Below are 21,409 nucleotides of genomic sequence, written 5' to 3'. Positions count from 1 at the left end.
TCAGTCGCCCAGGTATTGAATGGTGATGTGGTATTTAAACGCGTGTTGCTCAATGCTTATTGGCTCACGGCGGCCTTTGCGTTGTATATAGGTAATATCGGTGATTAATGCCCCTTTAGCGTTACGCAGTTCGCGTTTATCGCCACTGTCCTGCAGTGTCCAGCCGCGGGGTAATTGTGGTTGCCATGCACTGAGTGGCCAGTGGCTGAGCATAACATCTGCCAGTACCTGGCTTGCCGGCGGCAATTGTGGAACCACTATCGACTGTTCGGTATGCAACCCTGTTTTGTCATAGGTCACTAAAAATAAACGAATACCAATAGATGACAGCCCTGCCAGCGCGATTTTTTTATCGTCAGCATTCAGCATCACCAACAGTGACTGAGTTTTCCCGTTAAAAGACCCGGTGAGCAATTGTTGGGAATTAACTGCCGGAGAAATGCCCGGCGCGGGTAGCGTGATACGGGTACCTGGCTCCAGCCAGGCCTGAGGACGGCCGGCAACACTTGCGTTATTGTGGTAGCTGCACCCGCTGATTAACGTGGTGGCAAGGCACAAGAAGGTAGAGAACAACACAGGTTTAATCATTTCACTTTTCTCTTTTTATGGGGCATGGCAAGTGGGGAGAGCAGCCATGCTGAGAAAATGCCACTGACCAGGACAATACCAAAGCTGCTGATGGCCTGCGTCGTGCTGAAAACCAGCATGCCGAGGGTTAATAATGTGGTCAGCATTGCCAGCGTGATTGCCAGCAATGAGGTTACCGGGGTGCCGCGCGGGTTACTGAAAAACAGGGTGTAGTTAATCCCAATCCCCAGAACCAGGACCAGGGCCAGTAATGAAAACAGGTTTACGGCATGCTGGCTGAACGCCAGTGCGGCCAGGCCACAGCCTAACGACAGCACCGACGGAACCAGGGTGACCAGGCCTTTACGTAACCCCTGGCGGAGTATCGCACTGGCTGCAATGACTGCCAGCGCCACCAGTAATAAGCGGGTAAGCACCGTGCGGTAATGGGAAAATAGCGTATCGAAAGCCACTTTACGGTCCACCCAGCTCACACCGGGTAATTGCTGTGCAATGCCTGCCATAACCACACTCGTTTGGGCATCCACCCCGTCTACCGGTACCAGAACACCACTGGTTCCGTCAGGAAGCGTCATCCACATCAACCGCCAGCCTTCACTTGCCGGGCTCGCCAGCCATTGAGGTACGGTAACCGGCATGGGCGTCAGGTCTGGCGTGAACGACGTAATCCCCGCCTGGCTTAGCGCCTTTTCTACCGAGGGTGCCGCCTGGTGCAGCAGCGCTAAATCTGCAGCCTGCCGCTTTAATGAATTCAGGCCAACAGTGCGATACTGGTGAATAACCCCTTGTCGCCGGGCTTTATCCAGTTCGGGCTTCAGGGCTTCCAGGCGTTCCAGTGTTTGTTGGGCATTTTTGCCATAAACCACAAACCACTTTTGTTCGAGACTTTGCCCGGTTAGCCGGGTAATGATTTTTTCCTGAGTGAGTAATGACTGTGGCAGCGCCTGGAGTTGCGTGATGTCATCATCGATGCGCACCTGGCTGAGGCCCACCAGACACAGGCAAAACAGCCCGCAAGGCAGCCCAATGCGCAGTATGTTGTTGCGCCGCCATGCAGCCAGCCAGCGCAGCAACAACGCCATCGCAGGCACCGGGCGAACAGGCAGCCGCTGGCTTAACCACGGGTGCCAGAACAGAACTGTCAGGCAGGATGCACTTAAACCAGCAGCTGCAAACACCGCCATTTGGCGTATTCCCGGGAAGGGCGTGAGCATCATCAGCAGGTATGCGGCAATGGTGGTCAATAATGCCAGCAGCAGGGCATTACGCACTTTGGCCAGACTTTCCCATGGGGTTACGGTTTCGCCATGCACCATGCGCTCAGTTAAATAATAGAGCGAGTAATCAGCTGAAATCCCAATAATGCTCATGCTCATTACCAGCGTCATCAGGTGTAACTCACCAAAGATAAGCAGGGTCAGCAGTGTGCCGGCCAACGCACCCATGGCAATGGAGAGCAGGCATAACAGTAATGGGCGTAGTGATCGGAAAGTGGCAAAAATCAGCAGTAACACACCAATAATGGTCACCGTGCCCAGAGAGGACATATCCCGTTTGGCTTGCTGACTGGCGTAATCACTGTAAAAGACGGTGCCCCGGGAGAGCAGCCGGGCATCGGGGTAAGCGGCTTTCAACTGTTGTTCCAGTGCCGCCAGCGTGGTGACAAGCTGGTGGTTCTGGTGCATATCAAAAGCGTGGCCTGCCAGTTCGCCATGTAGTAAATACCAGTAACGCCCCTGGTCATCCTGGGTAACCAGCCAGCCATCCATCAGGCGGAGTTTCTGGCCGCTTTGCGCTTGTGCTAACTGCGCGCCACGCATCAGCATCAGTGGGTCGTTATGCAACTCTTTGGCACTGACCCCGGAAAATGCCGAGTAAAGCTGTGCCAGTACCCACTGCGCCTGCGCGCTGCCACCCTGCTCAAGGCGTTGCCTTGTCGCACTGTCAATCAGCTCATTGCGGTGTTGCCAGTAAAACGTGCCCCAGGCTTGCTGACTGGCCGCGTCCATTGGCCCTTTTACCTTGCTGAATAACGGGTTGTGTTGCAGGGCATTCAGCCAGAACCGGGCGGCCTGAGGCTGCGCTGCTTTGCCCGGGCTTACCAACCACACCAGTTGCCTGTCGAGGCGCGTGACAAATGCATCGTTCAGTGCCGGTGGCATATTGCCAGTGGCCTGTTCTGGCAGCATCGCCAGCACGCTGCTGTTTATTTTGGCTCCCGGCAGAATGCAGAGTAATACCGCCAGCATGGCGAGGCACAACGCCCCCCACAAGTAAGCCGGGGCGCGGGAATTAGTGTTCGTCAAAGCGTTTACGCTCTTCATCGGTTAATGTTGCGGGCGTTAAACGGTGGTCAGAAAGCACAATCCGGGTCTGGTCGCCTTGCTTGTCGTAGAGTTGGATACTGTCAAGCCAGGTCTGCCCGGCCAGGTCAATTGAGGTGAAAATTTTATCCAGCGGTGTAGTGATGGGTTGCAAGCGTAATGACCATCGCCCCTGGCCTTTATCCTGAAAATCAAGGCGGAAGTTTTGTTCCAGTACGCTTCTGTCGGCCTGAAACAGTGCGCGCAACAAATGGTTGAACTGAAACATTTGCGGGTTATTTTCAGCCGTAACCACTTGTGGTGGCTGCCCGTTAATGATTTGCACCATACGGGTATTGTTCAGCATCAGTAACATAGAAAAGGGCGATTTTTGGTCCCATAACAACCCCTGGTCACGGGCAATCAGCATGTCACCCTGAGATAACAACGGCTGTGGCATATCTTTGATGGTACGGGTTTGCTGAAAATGCGCACGGATAACCGGCGTTTGCGTGAAACGCTGTTGTAGCTCATCCAGCGTAATGGCACAGGTAAAATGGCTGAACAGAATGAAGACGAGTGCCCAGTATTTCATTGCGTAACTCCCATACGTTCAAACAGCACCGGCGGGCTGATAAAACACATTTCCCGGCTGGCTTCTTCTACGGCAACCTGAATGGTATAGCCCGTGGTGGTGCGCTTCCCTGATGCATCATCAAAAATTTGGTAGTCGATGCGCAGGCGGTTTTCGTATTCGGTTACCTGGGCCCGCACGCGAATTTTTTGCTCGAAAGTCAGTGCATCGCGGTATTTCACCCGGGTATCAACCACGGGCCAGACATAACCGGACTCCTTCATTTGCCGGTAACCATAATTGAACTGGTTGAGTAACGCTTCCCGGGCAATTTCGAAATACCGAAAATAGTTTCCGTGCCACACCACACCCATCATATCGACATCATGAAAAGGAATGGTCAGCGTGACTTCCGTGGTGAAACGTGGGTTGTTTAACACCTGTTACTCCTTATCGTCGGCGTCAGGCAGGCGCCAGAAATCAAAAAAGTTGAACCAGTCCAGTGGCGACAGGAGGGCGTAATGCTCCAGCCGCTCAGCGTAACGGTCAATTGCCTGCTGTAATGCCTGCTGGCGGTTGCCCCGGGGGAGCAATAGCGGGTTGGCGAATGGTTCACAGTGGATGCACAGTTGCCCGTGTTGCGACAGGGCAAACAGCAGGAAAACCGGGCAGCGCATAATGGCAGCCAGAATAAATGGCCCTTGCGGAAAGGGTGCCGGATGCCCCATAAAGTTGCTCCAGGTGACCCGCCAGTCGCCACGTTGTGGGTTAACGGCCAGGCGGTCACCCACAATGGCAACCCACTCACCCTGGTCGAGTTTTTCTTTGAGCAGCATGGCGGTTTCTGGCCCGATATCATTGACCGGAATCAGGTTCAGCCCCGCCTGAGGCGCCATCTCTTCCATGATTTGTTTAAACCGCTGTGCATTTTCATGGAAGACCAGGGCATTGATGGTTTTGTCACCCTGCAACTGAGCCAGTGCCCGGCAGACTTCAACATCGCCCAAATGGGAGGCCAGTAATAATTTGCCCTGAGGTGAGGTTAAGTCCAGGTGTTCCTGCGCGCCGGGGGCGAACTGAATCTGTTTACCTGGCTGCAATTCACCTCGCCAACTGGCAATTTTATCCAGCATGGACTGGCTGAAGCGCAAAAAGTGAAAATAACTGTTAAGGCGCGGCGGCTCCGGGCGTTGTTGTTCCGCCAGGCGTGTTCTTACCCGGCTCAGCCACTGCTGCGATGCAGCACGCGCCCGGCGCGCCAGCAGCCAGTAAACCGCGACCACCGGCCACAGCAAAACCGAGAACGCGTTGCGCCCAAGGTACTGCCAAACCTTCAGCATGATACGCATTCCCCACAGCCCACTCACTTCCTGTTGTTTTGCCCAGTGCTGGGTGCGGCGCTGGCGCAGCAGAAGGGCAGGAAAGCGTGGCAACATGCCAAAGAACAGGCGCGTGTGCATGCACGAGATACGCACATTGTCTTTAAACGCGTCAAAATGGGATAACCCATCTTCCGGGTAGGTCACGCGGGTTGGGACAAAATGGCTGTTGTGGCCTTGCCAGTAGAGGCGAACCATCACTTCTGTATCAAAGTCCATCCGTTTGCCTAACGTCACCTGGTTTGCCAGGCGTAACGTTGGGGCAATTGGGTAAACGCGGAACCCGCACATGCTGTCTTTCAGTTGCAGCGACAGGGTTTCTATCCAAACCCATACGTGGGTTATCCAGCGGCCATATAGCCGCGAACGGGGAATGGAGTTGTCATAAATGGGCGTTCCGGAAATCAGGTCGCCCGGATATTGCTGCGCCAGCGCCAGCAGTGCAGGAATATCTTCAATGGCGTGCTGGCCATCGGCATCGACTTGTACCGCGTGGGTAAAACCTTGTTGTGCCGCCACAGTTAAGCCGTGGATCACGGCCGCGCCTTTGCCTGCGTTTTGTGGCATGCGAATCAGTTGCACATGGCTATTGTCGTTCGCCAGCGATTCCAGTTGGCTCTGTGTGGCAGAATCACTTCCGTCGTCCACAATAAAACAGGGCAGAGCGAAAGGAGCCAGACGCGACAATACTCCCGGCATCATTGCGCCATGGTTATAGCAAGGAATGACAACGCAGGGTGAGAAGTCTAACGGCATAGTTTTATCTTCCCGCTACTGGCTGCATGGCGTTCATCACCATCATGGCGGTGATAACTGAACGTAAGCATTTGCTTTTCAGGAAGCCAGCGAATAGCCAGGGTGACAATGTTGCCAGGTAGCAGTGGCGACTGGAATTTCACATTCTGAATGCTGAGAAAACGAAAGCCAGGAGCCAGTTCTGTTATGGCGTAATGCATCACCCAGTCAAGTTGGGCCACGCCTGGCAATAAAGGTTGTATGGCAAAATGCCCGCGAAACCAAAACAGTTCAGGGTCAAGGGCCAGCACAAACTCTTTCTCATTGGGCTGTACAGCCGTGCGTGCAATTTCACGAGGTTTCATGGAATAGCTCCTGCAACTGCCCGTAGACACGTTTATTCATGCTGTTGACCGGAATTTCTTGAATCACTCGCCAGTAACGCGGTATGGCAACCGGTTCAAGCCATGGCAATAAAGCCTGCCGCCAGGCGAATTCCAGCGTTTTTTTATTGGATGAACACCATAACGAACCATGTTCTTCATCCAGCACCAGCAAGGCTCCAATGCCCTGGCGGCCACCCCGGGATACCGGGATTACAGCGGCATCTTTCACACCATCCAGTTCCAGCAGGCGCTGCTCAACCTCGGTTAATGAAACCCGTTTCTCTTCGATTTTCACTACCCGGCCCCGCCGTCCGGATAACTGGAAACTGCCGTCATCATTGAGTGCCAGCATATCGTCCAGTATCAGTCCTGACGGGTTGTCAATCAGTGGGGAATGGGCAATGTATTTCTCGGCCTGATGCGCAAAATAAACACCCGGGAAGGGAACCCATGGTTGTTGGTCCTGTTCTCTGTGCCGCCACGCTAAAATCCCGGTTTCCGTACTGCCATAGATTTCATCGACAGTTTGACCCAGCCAGTCGCGGGTATATTGCACATCATGCCAGGGCAGCATGCCGCCAGCGGAAAACGTCATTGCCACTTGTGGTGCGGGCAACTGGTTATCCAGGCGTTTAAGAAATGCCGGGCTACTGATAAATACATAACGGTACTGCGGGTTTAACGCCGTCAGTTGCTCTGCGTAATACAGCATGGCTGCATGGAGTGGCAGGCCTAACGCCATGGGCAGAACAATACGAAAGGTGAGGCCGTATAAATGCTGAGGAACCACCGATGCAACAACCCGGCAATCTGTCATATGTGGCGCGAACCGGGCCGCAAGGATACGGGCTTCCTGGTCCAGTGTGGCAATACGCTTTACAACCCGTTTCGGTTGCCCGGTTGAGCCTGAGGTAAACAGCTCGAGAAACTGGTCATCATCAATAATGGGAAGTGGTGGTTGCTGTGTAATCGTTGCTTCACCAGACGAGGAGACAACCAGCAAGTTTTCAGGCCATGACAGGGGTTTGTCGCTCAGTATCCCGTCAAAAAACACACACTGTTCTTTCAGCAATGCGACACGGGAATGGCCGGGAATAACCGGAATCTTTCGCGCACAGAGCGTTGCCAGTAACGCAACAATAAACAAGTAACTGTTTTCAAAGCACAGAGCCCAGCGCTCACCCGGGTGGTTATTGAGCTGGGCCAGTAGCAGTGCGACATCGTAGCGCAGCCTGGCTTGTGTCCAGGTATTATCGCCGAGCCAGGCAATGAGGGTTGCGTCAGCACGCGTATTACCCAGCCACTGAGACAAGGGAAGTGTGTGTGTCATGGTCTTTCTCGTTTCATTACCCTGCGGCGCACCAGCCACTCAACAGCCATTAAACCGCCCATGAGAAAATAAGCAATTAGCCCGTTCCAGGTGGTCCAGAGCGCCAGGTTCCCTGACAGCGCTGTACCGAGCGCGATGCTGCTGTTAGCGACAAAAAATACGCACCAGATTTGTGTGACCCGGCGAGTGTACCGTACCCCTTCCGGCGGCAATTGAGGCTCTTTCAGGCGTGCAATGCGCTCAACCAGCGGCATGGCTGTAAAAAGTGAACCACCAAACAGCACCAGCATGACCAGGTTGACAACGACGGGGTAGAAAAGCAGTAACTGGTGAGTGCGTAACACAAAACTGGCAACGCACAGCACTAACCCGGCGGCGGCTACACTCAGTGCCACAAGGCGCAGAGGGCCTGTTCTTCGCCGGACTTGCCTGAGGCGAAAAACTAACAGTAATGCCATTACGGGTAGCAACCAGTGCAGGCCGTTATGTGCCAGACCAAACCAGACGAGAAAAGGCCATGCCAGCAGCATTAATGCCGTTATCAGCACCAGCAACCGTTGATAAAAATGCCGCACGGCAAATCAATCTTCTTTCATTAACCGTTCAACGGCATCAACAACATCCTGCACCGTGCGAACAGCCTTAAATTCTTCCGGTTTGATTTTTTTGCCCGTTTTTTTCTGCACATGCACAATCATGTCAACGGCATCAATGCTGTCGAGCTCAAGGTCTTCGTACAGGCGGGCTTCAGGGGTGATACTGTCTGCATCTATCTCAAACAATTTGCACAGCAGTGCCGAAACTTCCTGATAGATTGCGTTCTGGTCAGTTTGTTCAGTCATGATGAATGCATTCTCAGGAACGTTGGGAATTGATAAACGCGGCCAGGGTCGCGACGGAATAGAAGTGCTGGCGCATTTCTTCGCTTTCAGCAGACAATACGACACCGTACTGGTTTTTTACCGCCAGGCCGAGCTCCAGTGCATCAATAGAATCAAGGCCAAGACCGTCACCAAACAAAGCGGCTTCTGTATCAATATCGTCGGCTGTGAGTTCATCTAAATTCAGTGTATTAATAATGAGATTTTTAATCTCAAGGTAAAGCGCTTGCATCATTCATCCCCAAAAATGGATCATTAACTAATTGTAATTTCTGTAAAAGGTGCTTATTAAGTTGCCTTACAGCCCGTGTTGGCACTTGAGCATCGGCATGAGTAAAGGGTTTTACCGCAATGCGTTCTTTTACCCATACGGTAAATTCGGGCTTTGTGGGCGGAACGTTATACCAGTGGCTCTGCTTATCGAGCAGGTGTTCGCTACAATGGATTGTCACGACACGTAAATCACACTGGCAACGTACAGCAATATTTGCGGCACCACGTTGTAACACCATGTCCTGCCCTTGCCGCGTGCGGGTTCCTTCAGGAAAAATCAACAAGGTTTCTCCCCGTGCCAGCCGCTTCTGGCTTTCAGACAATAACGTGTCTGCTTCGCTATTAATCAGGTAATCAGCCGCCCGAATTACACCACTGACAAAGGGGTTCTTCAATAACCGGCTTTTAACCAGACAGTCAGTCTCCGGCATTACTGACGCCAACAAAACATAGTCAATCAGTGTTGGGTGGTTTGCTACCACCAGACAACCGCGCTCCTGTTTTAATATATCGGCACCTTCGATGCGATAATTTAGCGTGCCGGTGTATTTTGCTATGAATAAAAAACAACGAAAACAGGCAGAAATACTGCGCCTGGCCAGACTGCGTCGTTGGTCTTTGTTACGCACAACAATCAACAACAAATTAAACCAGACTAAAGACAACACCAGGCCACCCAGGCCAAACAGTGCAAAACACAACCCGGTTGTCACCAGCCGCCAGGCCTGGTTCAGCCATTTCATGAACGGCTCCAGTGCCAGGTTAAGCGCTCACCAGGTATGTTGAATTCGGGTTCGCCACGCAGGTAATGCTGCAGAAATTGTAAACTTTGCGGTAACGCGGCTTCGGAGCCATCAGCATCGCAGGTTGTTTCGCAGGACAGTTCTTGCCCCGGCGCAATCACCAGTGCGGTAGCAAATGCCCAGCATGGCATCGTGGCAGGCATACCTGGGTGGTAAAACTCCGGCAAAGCACCATCGAAATCGACAATCAATACGCGTTGGTAACTGGCCTGCAGTAGGCAGATAACTTCACACAACCCTTGCTGGAAAGTATCCATACCGGCAGATAATGAAGATGTTACAGCGGGTTGGCGCGCAGCAATAGTCAGATTACCAACCGCAGAATTATGAACAGACATAGCAAAATCAGTTGGCGAGACGGGTTGGCCATCTGCCAGCGCATTCAGAATACGGTAATTGCGCTCCAGTTCGCCGTGGCGGCTGGTATAAAGCACGGCGTCAATGCTGTGCTTACTTAACATGTTAAGCCCGCATTCAACCGCCAGTTTGCTCCCGGAATTCAGGCGCCTGGCGGTCATCATGGGTAATGCGGTGAGTTTTGCCTGGGGCGCGTTCGGGTCTATGCCACAGGGGTGCTGTGCCCAGTGTAACCACTCTGCTGCTTCGCTAAGCCCTGGTGCCCGTGCCTGCCAGTCAATAATATCAAGTGCAAATTTCATCAACGCGCTTCTGCGATAAAACTGTTATTTGGTAGGTCAGACCATTCTCAAAGCCTGCCGCGTATTAAGGTATTAAAAAGGTTCGCATATCAATAAGGTATGCCCGATACCCAAATTGTCATGGCGTTGTTTTACCTGGAACCCTGCTAACTCAAGGTAGTGATTAAATTTTTCGAAACTGTAAAAACGGCTGTTACCATTTGCCATACAGGTGAAGTATAACGAAGTGGCATTCAGGCTGAAGGCTGCGGCCTCAAATTTTTGTACGTCCCAAAACAGTTCCATTATATACAATTGCGCACCCGGCTTCATTATTCGGGCTATTTTGCTTAAAATAGCAACAATTTGTTCGGGTGAAAAACAATCCAGAAATTGGCTCATCCACCAAATATCTGCGCCATCAGGCAGGGGCTGGTTACTGAGCATATCAATTTCGTGGCAATGAATCCGATGGAAAAATCCCACTTTTTCGATATTTTTGCGTGCCAGCGCAATTTGTTGTGGCAGATCCAAAATAGTGACGGCGATATTTTCATCGTATTCACAACAACGTATCGCCAGTTTTCCGGTATTTCCGCCGATATCAAATAAGGTACGTGGTTTTGCGGAAAAAATGAGCGGCAGAATGGTATTGAATGCGATATCTGAGTAGTAATGGTCAAACGCAAACCAGCTCTCCCGGGCAGGCGAGGGGAGTTGAGATAACACCGGGTAAATCGTTGGTTCATCACTGAACACTTTCAGGCCTGCAGGTTGTGTCTCTTCCAGCGCCTGGGAAAGATAAAACATGCCCTGGTAACAGACATCCTGAGTGAAATCCATGTTGATGCGGGTCATTGGGTCGTGCAGCAGAAAATGCCCAACTTTAGATAAGTAATAGCAGGATGCTTTGCGGGTAATAATCCGGCCACTTAAGCCACTATCCAGCAAAACGCTGACCGCATATTCACTGAGTGGGCTCTCTTCAACAATTTTTTCCAGTGTTGCCCCTGCCGGTCCTTGTTTATCCAGCAAGGCAAGGATCCCCGAATTACGCAAACATAATGCGGTTTGAAATAACATGGGAGCAAAAGCTATCCGTTGTGCTTCGGTAATGGCATCCAGCGCGCTGAGTGTATCCTGCTCGTACATCAAGAATAACCTTGTAAACAGTCTCAAAGTAGACAACCGGGCAGTGTGCCCGGTTAGTGTCTGTCAGTGCTTACATAGCACTGCCGGCCAGGTTTAACTGAATATCCTGGTCCAGATTACCGATCCAACGGTTATAGGTTTTATGAATTCTTCCGCCGGATGCGCGCAGGTTAATGCTGCTTACGTAATTAATGGCATAACTGTTTGCGGAATAGGTGATACGCACTTCTGCAACATGCCCATGGGATTGCTGGCGGGCAGTGATAACGCCAGGTGAAGTCTCATTCATTACCCACTGGCGCTGAATGCCAGCCTTCAAGATAGCGCTTTTGACTTGTTCAGCCGAATGACCGGCGCTGACGGTGGCATTGACATTATCAATTGGCGCAGTACGGGCACACCCTGCCAGAGCACCAATAACTGCAAAAGCAGTTAACCATTTAACGATCTTTTTCATGCGAACCCCATTAATAGAATCAAAAAATAATATGGTAATGATATGGCCTGATTAGCAAAGTAATCGGCACTTATAATCCTGGATAATCATATCGGCAGAAAGGTTTATTCTGTGAGTGCTATATTTAGTAGGTGACTGGCGAGTGTATCTGTGCTGAAAGGTAAAATGAAATTGCCCCGCTATGATATTAATTCACAAAGTGTATTGATATAAAATAACTAAACGGGAGAGAAAGTTTTTTTATTAAGTATTTGTAAGGGGGAACATTGAAAGCAGCACAGGGTCTCCGGGCAAATAGCGTTATTTGGCGAGGCGAAGATGCTTTCCCCTGGCCTGTGAAAATAATACTGGCTTATTCCGGCATTAGCATAATCATTTTTACTGAGCGGTTGCTGGTTAATTGCCAGGAAACCTGGCGGAACTGCTGCAAGCCCCCTTGCGCATTACGGAATGTGCGCTCACCGCCTTCACGTACCACAACCTGCTGGCGTGACCAGTATTCACGGAAGGTTTCGCTTTCATTATTCATGCGGCTGACAAAGGCATTCAGCCCCTGGTCATGCTGGTAATGCATGGTATCTGCCCTTAATTCTGCCACTATTCTGCTGGCCCGGTTTTCCCAGTTGCAAACCAGCGTTTGAGACAACGGGTGCTGGAACATAAACGTCATCATGTTGGGCCGTGGCTCTGAGCCCAGCCAGCCTGTAAACAGTACCTGCGCCGCACTGTTCCATGCCAGCATATTCCAGGTGATATCCAGTAAATAACAGGGTGAGGCCACCTGGTGCACAGATGCCAGCACTTCCTCTTCTACTACCTGAATCTGTTCTTCCTGTGGGTCGCTTTTTAGTGCCAGGTGAAATAAATACTGGCGCTCAGAGGGCTTCATCTTCAGCACTTCTGCAATATTAGCCAGGGTTTGTGCGGACACAACGATATCGCGGCCCTGTTCAATCCAGGTATACCAGGTGGTACTGATACCACTTAATTGCGCCACTTCCTCCCTGCGCAACCCTTTGGTGCGCCGCCGCCCCATGGCCGGTAGGCCAATATCTGCCGGGGCGGTGTTTTCCCTCACTGAACGCAGAAATGCCCCCAGTGCTTTTGGCCCTGAAAATAACGTGTTTTGCATTAAGTAGTACCTGTTAATACCAGTATAAATGGCAATATTGTACCAATATAAACACTTCTCTATAGTGACCTCAACCCCTGAGATAACGCGTTTTGCACATGCGGTTTTGTGGGTAACTGGAGTAATGACCTGTACACATACAATCAAAAAGGTAATAGCGATGGCGATAAAACATCATGTATTAACCGGCCAACAATTTGGCTCACAGGCTCAGGCATATTTAACCAGCCAGGTACATTCTGCCGGTGCGGATTTGGTGCGCCTGGGTGAGTGGCTGGCAGAAAAAAACCAGGCAAGTGTGCTGGATTTAGGTTGCGGCGCAGGCCACGCCAGTTTTGTGGCAGCAGAAAAAGTGGCGCAGGTTACTGCTTATGACTTATCAGAACAAATGCTGGCAGTGGTAAGCGAGGCAGCCCGTGCCCGTGGTTTGGGAAATATTCAGGTAAGCCAGGGAATGGCGGAAGTACTGCCATTCAGTGATGGTTGTTTTGATGTTGTCATCAGCCGCTATTCCGCTCATCACTGGCACGATGTCGGCAAAGCGATGCGGGAAGTAAAACGGGTGCTGAAGCCCGGTGGTATGTTTATTATGATGGATATCGTCTCGCCTGGCTCACCGTTACTGGATACCTGGTTGCAGACTATCGAAATTCTGCGTGATCCGTCTCATGTGCGTAATTACAGCCAAAGTGAATGGATGCAGTTTGCCAGTGAAAGTGGGCTGATGACCAAACACTTGGTGTGTGACCGCCTGCCGCTGGAATTTACCACCTGGATTGCGCGCATGAAAACGCCACCGGTGTTATCTGACGCCATTCGTGCAATGCAGGTCACGGCTCCGGAAGAAGTCCGCCAGCATTTTGCATTTCAGGATGACGGCTCTTTTACCTCAGACACCATTATGTTCATGGCGCAGACCAGTGCCTGACGGTTATCTCTGTGAGTTACTTTTTGTTGTTTTTTGAATTATTTTGAAATATTCAGGAGCTAATTAACTTCAAAGTTTCCTGTAACAGTAGCCCCCTGATTTACACTGGCCCACATCTGGTGCAGTCTGGCTTAAGTGATGTGTAATTTAAGGGGGATATTGTTTTGTGCTTAATGCTCTTCAGATTTTCCTCTATGAAATTCCCACTGAAACCAGGACAAATCTGGTCGATATAGATTGTGCAGTGAATAAGGTTCGAGTGATAAACTTTTTCGCTGTTTTTCCAACACATATTCCTTTTTCATTCACCTGAAGAGTCCAATGACAACGAATACTTCCCGGTCTGCGAGCGCACGCTGGCTGAAATGGCTGATTATTTTGATTGTGGTGTTAATCGTTGCTGGCGTTGTCTGGCGTTTACTCCCTGGTGGCAAAGGCGTTGGTGGGCCAGGTGGGGCTGGTGGTCCTGGTGGGCCAGGCGGCCCGGGAATGAGGATGATGGGCGGTGGTACCACGCTGGTTCATGGCGGTGTGGCAACCAGCGCCGATGTGCCGCTCTACCTGAATGCACTGGGAACAGTGATTCCTAATGCTTCTGTTACTGTTACCAGCCGGGTAGACGGGCAACTGGAAAAAGTCTATTTCACCGAAGGCCAGAAAGTGGCTGCCGGGCAGTTGCTGGCGCAGATAGACCCGCGGCCATACCAGGCAACACTGAACCAGTACCAGGGAGAGCTCAGCGAAAATAAAGCGTTATTAAACAGCGCAGAACTGACTCTGGCCCGCTACCGCAAACTCTATGCGCAGGATTCACTGGCCCGCCAGGACCTCGACAGCCAGATAGCGACTGTTGGGCAATACCGGGGGGCGGTTGCGTCAGATGAAGCCCAAATAGCGAGCGCCAAACTGGATCTGGAATATGCCCGCATTACCGCACCAGTCAGTGGCCGCGTGGGGTTGCGCCTGGTAGACCCGGGTAACATGGTGGAAAGCAGCAGTAGCACAGGCCTGGTTACTATTACTCAAATGCAACCCGCAGCGGTGACATTCAGTGTGCCGCAAAGCAATATCCCGGTACTGGTCAAAGCACTGCATAACGGCCAAAGTTTGCCGGCAACGGCGTTTGACCAGGATAACACCACGGCACTGGGAACCGGCGAGGTTAAATTTATCAGCAACCAGATTGATACCAGTACCGGAACCGTTGAACTGAAAGCTATTTTCCCTAATCAGGATGAAAGTTTATACGCCAACCAGTTTGTGAACCTGCGCCTGCAAACCAGCATGCTTAAAGGTGCTACGGTGATCCCACGCCAGGCATTACAGTTGAGTAATGAAGGCTATTTTGTCTTTGTTATCAACAAAGACAATACCGTTACACGCAAAGCGGTGACCGCCGGGCCACAAGTGAATGATGACCAGCAGGCGATACTGAAAGGTATCTCGCCCGGAGACCGGGTTGTTACCGAAGGGATTGATCGTCTGACTAACGGCAGCAAAGTCTCCGTGGTGGATGAAGCACAAACCAAAACCGCGCCTGAGGCCAAATGAATCCGTCACGCCTGTTTATACTGCGGCCGGTCGCTACCGTGTTAATCATGGTAGGGGTGTTGATTGCCGGGATCTTTGCCTACCGCTTTTTATCCACCTCTGCGTTACCACAGGTGGATTACCCCACGATACAGGTCACCACACTCTACCCGGGTGCCAGCCCGGATGTGATGGCTTCGTCGGTGACCTCTCCGCTGGAACGCCAGTTGGGCCAAATGTCGGGCCTGAGCCAGATGACTTCCACCAGCTCTGGTGGTTCGTCAATAATCACGCTCAAATTCGGCCTGGAATTGTCGCTGGATGTTGCGGAGCAGGAAGTTCAGGCTGCTATCAATGCGGCGAATAATCTGTTACCGAGCGATTTACCTAACCCACCAACCTACAAAAAGGTAAACCCGGCAGACAGCGCGGTAATCACCCTGGCTGCCAGCTCAGATTCACTGCCGCTGACCACCGTGCAGGACCTGGTGAATACCCGTGTGGCACTCAAGTTGTCACAAATCTCCGGGGTGGGGATGGTGACACTGGCTGGCGGGCATCAGCCTGCCATCCGGGTGCAGATGGATCCCAAAGCGCTTGCTGCCCACGGGCTGACCCTGGAAGATGTCAACACACTGATTAACAACAGTAATGTGAATGGCTCGAAAGGTGGGTTTGACGGTAAATATCACTCAGTGACTATTGACGCCAACGACCAGCTGCGCACGGCGGCAGAATACGGCAACCTGATCCTCACTTATCAAAACGGCGCGGCGTTGCGCCTGAAAGATATCGCGCATATTGAAGAAGGGCCGGAGAATACGTTTCAGTCCGCCTGGGCGAACAACAACCCGGCCATTGTCATCAGTGTGCAACGCCAGCCGGGCGCTAACGTTATTCAGGTTGTGGATAACATCAAAGCTCAGTTACCCAAACTTCAGGCCGCGTTGCCTGATGGCGTGAAGATGACCGTGCTGTCTGACCGCACCCAGACAATCCGCGCATCTATTCATGATGTGCAGTTTGAACTGATGCTGTCGATAGCGCTGGTGGTCATGGTGACCTTCCTGTTCCTGCGCAATGTCGCTGCCACGCTTATTCCCAGTGTGGCGGTGCCGTTATCGCTGGTGGGCACCTTCGGGGTGATGTACCTCGCGGATTTCAGCCTGAATAACCTGTCGCTGATGGCGCTGACTATTGCCACCGGGTTTGTTATTGATGATGCCATTGTGGTGGTGGAAAACATTTCCCGGCGCCTTGAAGAGGGGGAAACCCCAATGCAGGCGGCACTGAAAGGTTCGCAGCAAATCGGCTTTACCATCATCTCACTGACTTTCTCCCTGATTGCCGTGCTGATCCCACTGTTGTTTATGGGCGATGTGGTTGGCCGGTTATTCCGCGAGTTTGCCATTACGCTGGCGGTTTCCATTCTGGTTTCCATGCTGGTGTCACTCACACTGACACCAATGCTGTGTGCCTACCTGCTGCGCCATATTCCCCCGGAACAGCAATCGCGCTTTTCCCGCAAAGGTGGTGAAGTTTTTGACAGCCTGATTCGGGGCTATGACCGGTTACTGACTGTGGTGCTCAACCACCAAAAACTGACTTTACTGGTTGCACTTGGAACCTTTGTGCTAACGGCGGTGTTGTATATCGCGATTCCTAAAGGGTTCTTTCCCACCCAGGATACCGGCCTGATCCAGGGCGTTACAGTCGCCTCTCAGGATGTATCATTCAATGAAATGGCAAAACGCCAGCAGGCACTGGCGAAAATCATTTTGCAAAATCCTTCTGTGGAAAGTTTATCGTCCACTATTGGGATTGATGGCAGTAATACCAGCCTGAACAGCGGGCGTATTCAAATTAACCTGAAATCCTTTGATGAGCGGGATGACAAAGCTGATGTGGTGATTAGCCAGTTGCAACAGGCTGCGAAGCAAGTAGCCGGGATCCAGCTCTACCTGCAACCGGCTCAGGACCTGACAGTCAATGACCAGGTAACACCCAGCCAGTATCAGTTCACGCTGGATGATGCCAACAGTGAAGACCTGGCGGACTGGACACCCAAACTGGTGGCAGCATTACAAAAACGCCCGGAATTTAATGGTGTAGTCAGTAATTTGCAGGACCAGGGGCGTGTTGCCTGGGTTGAACTGAACCGCGACAAAGCAGCCCGTTACGGTATTACCGCCTCCGATGTGGATACCGCGCTCTACAATGCATTTGGCCAGCGCCTGGTCTCTACCATTTTTACCCAGGCGAACCAGTATCGTGTGGTGCTGGAAGTGGCGCCGAAATACCAGCAATCACCGGCCTCTTTTGATGACATCTGGTTGCAGCCGTCCACAACGACTTCCACCTCCGACACCACTTCTGGAAGCACCAGCTCAACGAGCAGTTCGTCCTCCAGTAGTGATTCAACCAGTGATACCAGTACCAGCACCACGGGAATGGTGAAACTGACATCCATTGCTACCATTCATGAACGCACTGGTTCACTGATGCACATGCGCCTTAATCAGTTCCCGGCGGTGATGGTGTCGTTTAACCTGAACAAAGGCTACTCGCTGGATGATGCACAACAGGCTATCAGCGATGCCAGCCAGCAACTCCAGATGCCCGGCGGAATCACCTTGCGTTACCAGGGAGAAACCGCAGCGTTCCAGAGTGCAACCAGCAATACACTGTGGTTGATCCTCGCCGCGTTACTGACCATGTATGTGGTGCTGGGCATCCTGTATGAAAGCTTTATTCACCCGGTCACGATTCTTTCCACACTGCCGTCTGCCGCCGTGGGGGCATTACTGACCCTGATCCTGGCAGGATCGGAGTTCAGCCTGATAGCACTGATCGGGGTTATTCTGCTGATAGGCATTGTGAAAAAGAATGCGATCATGATGATCGACTTCGCGCTGGAAGCCGAACACCACCAGCACCTGAGCCCCCGGGAAGCGATTCATCAGGCATGCCTGTTACGTTTCCGCCCTATTATGATGACCACCATGGCGGCATTGCTGGGCGCACTGCCACTGATGCTGGCATCTGGCTCCGGGGCTGAACTGCGCCAGCCTCTGGGGCTGGTTATTGTTGGCGGGCTGATTGTCAGCCAGGTACTGACGCTGTTTTCCACGCCAGTGATATACCTGTGGTTTGATGGCCTTGCCCAGCGTGGTTCTGCCTGGGTTAAACGCCGCCAGCAACAGGCCCGGGGCGAATAATGAACCTGACACGGCTCTTTATCTTCCGCCCGGTGGCAACGTTGTTGCTCACTCTGGCTATTCTCCTGCTGGGCGGGCTGGGTTACCGTTTGTTGCCGGTGGCTCCATTGCCCCAGGTGGATTTCCCCACCATCATGGTCAGCGCCAGCCTGGCTGGTGCCAGCCCTGAAACCATGGCGGCAACGGTTGCCACTCCACTGGAGCGTGCTCTGGGGCAAATTGCCGGTATCACGGAGATGACTTCCAGCAGTTCTCAGGGGTCAACCAATATTATTTTGCAGTTCGAACTGGATCGCGATATCAACGGCGCGGCGCGTGATGTCCAGGCTGCAATTAACGCCTCGCGCAGTTTACTGCCCAGCAGCATGGAATCGTTGCCGACTTACCGCAAAGCCAACCCTTCCGATGCGCCTATTGTGATGCTGGCTTTAACCTCCAGCAGCCGCAGCCCGGGTGAGCTCTACGACCTGGCCGAAAGTAAAATTGAGCAGGCAATGGGCCAGGTTCAGGGGGTGGGCCAGGTTTCCCTGATGGGCAGTGCGTTACCCGCAGTACGTATTGACCTGCAACCCCAGCAACTGACCCACTTCGGCATTTCGCTTGATACCGTGCGCAAGGCGGTGGCAAACAGCACCACCAACCAGCCAAAAGGCATGTTACAGGGCAAAACCCAGTCCTGGGTGGTGGACAGCAATGGTCAGTTAGATAAAGCCGCGCAATACCGCGACCTGGTAGTCAGTTATCAGAATGGTAAGGCGATACGGCTGAGTGATGTCGCCCGTGTTTATGACTCAGTGGAAGACAAATACCAGGCGGGTTTCCTGAATGCCACGCCGTCGGTGATGGTGGGTATAACCCGCCAGGCCGGGGCTAACATGCTGGAAACGATTGATGCCATTAAAGCGAAGCTGCCCGCCCTGCGTAAAGACCTGCCAGCAGATACCCAGTTACAACTGGTGGTGGACCGCTCGCCAACCGTGCGGGCATCGTTGTATGACACCGAAGAAACCCTGCTGATAGCTGTGTTACTGGTGATAGCGGTTGTCTTTGTGTTCTTGCGTAATGTTCAGGCAGTTATCATTCCCGCTCTGGCTCTGCCGGTCTCCCTGATAGGCACCTGTGCGGTGATGTATATGCTGGGTTACAGCCTGGATAACCTCTCACTGATGGCATTAATCATTTCCACCGGGTTTGTTGTGGATGATGCCATCGTGGTTCTGGAGAACATTGCCCGGCATATTGAATCTGGCCTGAGCCCGTTGCGTGCGGCGTTGCGTGGCGCTAAAGAAGTCAGCTTTACTGTGTTGTCTATGACGGTTTCGCTGGTGGCAGTATTTATTCCTATTTTGTTGATGGGCAGCATTGTGGGCCGCCTGTTCCGGGAATTCGCCGTTACTCTGACGGTCTCATTGCTGATTTCGATGTTTGTTTCCCTCAGCCTGACGCCCATGCTGTGCTCGCGTCTGCTGAAAGCCAAACCTGCTGTCACAAAGCGCCCGCACCCGGTTTACCAGTTTATTGAAAACCAGCTTAACAGCCTGCTTGCTGCCTATTCGCGCGGGCTGGACTGGGTGATGAAACACCAGAAACTCACCATGCTGAGTTTATTACTCACCGTACTTTTGAACCTGTTTCTCTATTCGGTAGTGCAAAAAGGGTTTTTCCCCAACCAGGATACCGGCCTGCTGATGGGCGCACTGCGGGCAGACCAGAACATCTCATTCCAGGCAATGAAGCCCAAAATGCTGATGTTCACCAATATCATCAAATCAGACCCGGCAGTAGAAAGCGTGATGTCATCTATGGGTGGTGGCATGTTTGGTTCACGTAACTCCGCTAACTTCTTTGTGCGCCTGAAAGATTTTGATAAACGCTCTGCCACGGCGACAGAAGTGGCAAACAGGCTGAGCGCCAAAACCCGTAACATTCCCGGTGCACAGTTGTTTTTAATGGCCGCGCAGGATTTGCATATTGGCGGGCGGAGTGCCAATGCCTCATACCAGTACAGCTTACAGGCCGATGACCTGGATCTGCTACGCACCTGGACGCCGAAAGTGCAGGCCGCGCTGGCAGCTATTCCACAACTGAATAGTGTTGATTCAGACTCACAAACCGGTGGGCAGGAAGTGGTGATTCAGATAGACCGTGACCAGGCAACGCGCCTGGGGGTTAATGTCAGTATGCTGGATACCATGCTCAATAATGCCTTCAGCCAGCGCGAGATAGCCACCCTTTACCACACCCTGAACCAGTACCATGTCGTGATGACACTGGCTGATGACTACACCCGCGACCCGGAGATCCTCAAAGAACTGTACGTGGTGAACGACGACGGCGACCGCGTGCCGTTATCGGCTTTTGCAAAATTTGTCGGTGGAAATGCGCCACTTTCTGTTGCTCACCAGGGCCAGTCTGCCACCAGTACTATCGCGTTTAACCTTAATGATGGTGTGTCACTGGAACAGGCTCAGGTGCTGATTAAACAGGCTCTGGCGAAAATTGGTTTGCCGTCTTCCATTCAGGCCGGGTTCCAGGGAACGGCAAAAGCTTTTGGTGAACTGACCGCCACCATGCCGTGGTTAATTGTTGCTGCTTTGGCGGCGGTCTACATCGTGTTGGGCGTATTGTATGAAAGCTATATTCATCCGTTGACGATTCTGTCCACACTGCCTTCCGCAGGGGTAGGGGCTTTGCTGCTGCTTCTGCTGACCAATACACAACTCACCGTGATAGCGCTGATTGGGATAATTTTGCTGATAGGCATTGTGAAGAAAAACGCCATCATGATGATTGATTTTGCGCTGGATGCTGAACGACGCCAGGGCATAACCCCCCAGCAGGCGATAACCCAGGCGTGCCTGATGCGTTTTCGCCCCATTATGATGACCACGCTGGCTGCATTTTTTGGCGCGTTACCCCTGGCGCTGGGCAGCGGTGGAGATGCCGATTTACGCAGCCCGCTGGGGCTGGCAATTGCCGGTGGGCTTGCACTCAGCCAGCTATTAACCCTGTTTACCACTCCGGTGGTTTATCTTTGGCTGGACAGCCTCAGCCGTGCCACAAAACGCAGATGGCACCGTTTACGCCATGTGGAACCTTAAT

Annotated in this window: 19 protein-coding genes; 4 read left to right on the top strand and 15 right to left on the bottom strand. The window is 52.2% G+C overall.

Features of this window, described 5'->3' with window-relative positions; all coding sequences use genetic code 11:
- The 15 genes from DES37_RS20555 to DES37_RS20485 form a co-directional block, all read right to left on the bottom strand.
- On the bottom strand, positions 1-588 hold the full coding sequence (locus DES37_RS20555; protein ID WP_110027646.1) for a DUF3261 domain-containing protein: 588 nt from the start codon (positions 586-588) through the stop codon (positions 1-3).
- The gene (locus tag DES37_RS20550; RefSeq protein WP_425451730.1) at positions 585-2,894 is read right to left on the bottom strand and encodes an MMPL family transporter; all 2,310 of its coding nucleotides are present in this window, start codon (positions 2,892-2,894) and stop codon (positions 585-587) included. Before DES37_RS20550 ends, DES37_RS20555 begins: the two co-directional genes overlap by 4 nt.
- On the bottom strand, positions 2,881-3,486 hold the full coding sequence (locus tag DES37_RS20545) for an outer membrane lipoprotein carrier protein LolA (protein ID WP_110027643.1): 606 nt from the start codon (positions 3,484-3,486) through the stop codon (positions 2,881-2,883). The genes DES37_RS20550 and DES37_RS20545 overlap by 14 nt, the downstream gene beginning before the upstream one ends.
- A complete protein-coding gene (locus DES37_RS20540) occupies positions 3,483-3,905 on the bottom strand; it encodes an acyl-CoA thioesterase (RefSeq protein WP_036104298.1) in 423 nt (140 codons plus the stop codon). The genes DES37_RS20545 and DES37_RS20540 overlap by 4 nt, the downstream gene beginning before the upstream one ends.
- Positions 3,906-3,908: 3 nt before the next feature.
- A complete protein-coding gene (locus DES37_RS20535) occupies positions 3,909-5,600 on the bottom strand; it encodes a glycosyltransferase family 2 protein (protein ID WP_110027642.1) in 1,692 nt (563 codons plus the stop codon).
- A complete protein-coding gene (locus tag DES37_RS20530) occupies positions 5,591-5,944 on the bottom strand; it encodes an ApeI family dehydratase (protein WP_110027640.1) in 354 nt (117 codons plus the stop codon). The genes DES37_RS20535 and DES37_RS20530 overlap by 10 nt, the downstream gene beginning before the upstream one ends.
- Positions 5,931-7,295 carry an AMP-binding protein gene (locus DES37_RS20525; protein WP_110027638.1) on the bottom strand — a complete coding sequence of 455 codons (1,365 nt, stop codon included), beginning with the start codon at positions 7,293-7,295 and terminating at the stop codon, positions 5,931-5,933. Before DES37_RS20525 ends, DES37_RS20530 begins: the two co-directional genes overlap by 14 nt.
- The gene (locus tag DES37_RS20520; protein ID WP_110027729.1) at positions 7,292-7,825 is read right to left on the bottom strand and encodes a COG4648 family protein; all 534 of its coding nucleotides are present in this window, start codon (positions 7,823-7,825) and stop codon (positions 7,292-7,294) included. Before DES37_RS20520 ends, DES37_RS20525 begins: the two co-directional genes overlap by 4 nt.
- A 51-nt stretch (positions 7,826-7,876) precedes the next feature.
- Positions 7,877-8,137 (bottom strand): acyl carrier protein, encoded by a 261-nt coding sequence (locus DES37_RS20515; protein WP_036104276.1) that lies wholly within the window; start codon positions 8,135-8,137, stop codon positions 7,877-7,879.
- A 13-nt stretch (positions 8,138-8,150) separates the two neighbouring features.
- Complete coding sequence (locus tag DES37_RS20510) at positions 8,151-8,408, bottom strand: phosphopantetheine-binding protein (RefSeq protein WP_036104525.1); 258 nt, start codon at positions 8,406-8,408, stop codon at positions 8,151-8,153.
- Entirely contained in the window at positions 8,389-9,192 is an 804-nt protein-coding gene (locus tag DES37_RS20505; RefSeq protein WP_110027637.1) for a lysophospholipid acyltransferase family protein, read from the bottom strand. Before DES37_RS20505 ends, DES37_RS20510 begins: the two co-directional genes overlap by 20 nt.
- On the bottom strand, positions 9,189-9,911 hold the full coding sequence (locus DES37_RS20500; protein WP_110027635.1) for a beta-ketoacyl synthase chain length factor: 723 nt from the start codon (positions 9,909-9,911) through the stop codon (positions 9,189-9,191). Before DES37_RS20500 ends, DES37_RS20505 begins: the two co-directional genes overlap by 4 nt.
- Before the next feature lie 72 nt (positions 9,912-9,983).
- Positions 9,984-11,042, bottom strand: coding sequence for a class I SAM-dependent methyltransferase (locus DES37_RS20495; protein ID WP_110027634.1), 1,059 nt, complete (start codon positions 11,040-11,042; stop codon positions 9,984-9,986).
- 70 nt (positions 11,043-11,112) lie between these two features.
- Positions 11,113-11,499 carry a lipoprotein gene (locus DES37_RS20490; RefSeq protein ID WP_036104265.1) on the bottom strand — a complete coding sequence of 129 codons (387 nt, stop codon included), beginning with the start codon at positions 11,497-11,499 and terminating at the stop codon, positions 11,113-11,115.
- Between the two features lie 352 nt (positions 11,500-11,851).
- Positions 11,852-12,631 (bottom strand): helix-turn-helix transcriptional regulator, encoded by a 780-nt coding sequence (locus tag DES37_RS20485; RefSeq protein ID WP_110027632.1) that lies wholly within the window; start codon positions 12,629-12,631, stop codon positions 11,852-11,854.
- A 124-nt stretch (positions 12,632-12,755) separates the two neighbouring features.
- Here DES37_RS20485 and DES37_RS20480 point away from each other — a divergent pair, with 124 nt between their 5' ends.
- The 4 genes from DES37_RS20480 (at position 12,756) to DES37_RS20465 (ending at position 21,408) form a co-directional block, all read left to right on the top strand.
- On the top strand, positions 12,756-13,559 hold the full coding sequence (locus tag DES37_RS20480; RefSeq protein ID WP_425451729.1) for a class I SAM-dependent methyltransferase: 804 nt from the start codon (positions 12,756-12,758) through the stop codon (positions 13,557-13,559).
- A gap of 321 nt (positions 13,560-13,880) precedes the next feature.
- Entirely contained in the window at positions 13,881-15,110 is a 1,230-nt protein-coding gene (locus tag DES37_RS20475) for an MdtA/MuxA family multidrug efflux RND transporter periplasmic adaptor subunit (protein ID WP_036104259.1), read from the top strand.
- Positions 15,107-18,307, top strand: coding sequence for an efflux RND transporter permease subunit (locus tag DES37_RS20470; protein WP_110027629.1), 3,201 nt, complete (start codon positions 15,107-15,109; stop codon positions 18,305-18,307). Before DES37_RS20475 ends, DES37_RS20470 begins: the two co-directional genes overlap by 4 nt.
- Entirely contained in the window at positions 18,307-21,408 is a 3,102-nt protein-coding gene (locus DES37_RS20465; protein WP_110027627.1) for a multidrug efflux RND transporter permease subunit, read from the top strand. Before DES37_RS20470 ends, DES37_RS20465 begins: the two co-directional genes overlap by 1 nt.
- Position 21,409 lies beyond the last annotated feature (1 nt).

This window comes from Mangrovibacter plantisponsor (genome assembly GCF_003182475.1).
Classification (GTDB): domain Bacteria; phylum Pseudomonadota; class Gammaproteobacteria; order Enterobacterales; family Enterobacteriaceae; genus Mangrovibacter; species Mangrovibacter plantisponsor.
The sequence above is the reverse complement of the archived record's forward strand: the minus strand, read 5'-3'. Positions and strand labels throughout refer to the sequence as shown.

Excerpts from the sequence above, each read along its gene's own strand:
- DES37_RS20555 (WP_110027646.1), bottom strand. The coding sequence starts at position 588 with ATGATTAAACCTGTGTTGTTCTCTACCTTCTTGTGCCTTGCCACCACG.
- DES37_RS20545 (WP_110027643.1), bottom strand. The coding sequence starts at position 3,486 with ATGAAATACTGGGCACTCGTCTTCATTCTGTTCAGCCATTTTACCTGT.
- DES37_RS20535 (WP_110027642.1), bottom strand. The coding sequence starts at position 5,600 with ATGCCGTTAGACTTCTCACCCTGCGTTGTCATTCCTTGCTATAACCAT.
- DES37_RS20530 (WP_110027640.1), bottom strand. The coding sequence starts at position 5,944 with ATGAAACCTCGTGAAATTGCACGCACGGCTGTACAGCCCAATGAGAAA.
- DES37_RS20525 (WP_110027638.1), bottom strand. The coding sequence starts at position 7,295 with ATGACACACACACTTCCCTTGTCTCAGTGGCTGGGTAATACGCGTGCT.
- DES37_RS20520 (WP_110027729.1), bottom strand. The coding sequence starts at position 7,825 with ATGCTGCTGGCATGGCCTTTTCTCGTCTGGTTTGGTCTGGCACATAAC.
- DES37_RS20515 (WP_036104276.1), bottom strand. The coding sequence starts at position 8,137 with ATGACTGAACAAACTGACCAGAACGCAATCTATCAGGAAGTTTCGGCA.
- DES37_RS20510 (WP_036104525.1), bottom strand. The coding sequence starts at position 8,408 with ATGCAAGCGCTTTACCTTGAGATTAAAAATCTCATTATTAATACACTG.
- DES37_RS20505 (WP_110027637.1), bottom strand. The coding sequence starts at position 9,192 with ATGAAATGGCTGAACCAGGCCTGGCGGCTGGTGACAACCGGGTTGTGT.
- DES37_RS20500 (WP_110027635.1), bottom strand. The coding sequence starts at position 9,911 with ATGAAATTTGCACTTGATATTATTGACTGGCAGGCACGGGCACCAGGG.
- DES37_RS20495 (WP_110027634.1), bottom strand. The coding sequence starts at position 11,042 with ATGTACGAGCAGGATACACTCAGCGCGCTGGATGCCATTACCGAAGCA.
- DES37_RS20490 (WP_036104265.1), bottom strand. The coding sequence starts at position 11,499 with ATGAAAAAGATCGTTAAATGGTTAACTGCTTTTGCAGTTATTGGTGCT.
- DES37_RS20485 (WP_110027632.1), bottom strand. The coding sequence starts at position 12,631 with ATGCAAAACACGTTATTTTCAGGGCCAAAAGCACTGGGGGCATTTCTG.
- DES37_RS20480 (WP_425451729.1), top strand. The coding sequence starts at position 12,756 with ATGACCTGTACACATACAATCAAAAAGGTAATAGCGATGGCGATAAAA.
- DES37_RS20475 (WP_036104259.1), top strand. The coding sequence starts at position 13,881 with ATGACAACGAATACTTCCCGGTCTGCGAGCGCACGCTGGCTGAAATGG.
- DES37_RS20470 (WP_110027629.1), top strand. The coding sequence starts at position 15,107 with ATGAATCCGTCACGCCTGTTTATACTGCGGCCGGTCGCTACCGTGTTA.
- DES37_RS20465 (WP_110027627.1), top strand. The coding sequence starts at position 18,307 with ATGAACCTGACACGGCTCTTTATCTTCCGCCCGGTGGCAACGTTGTTG.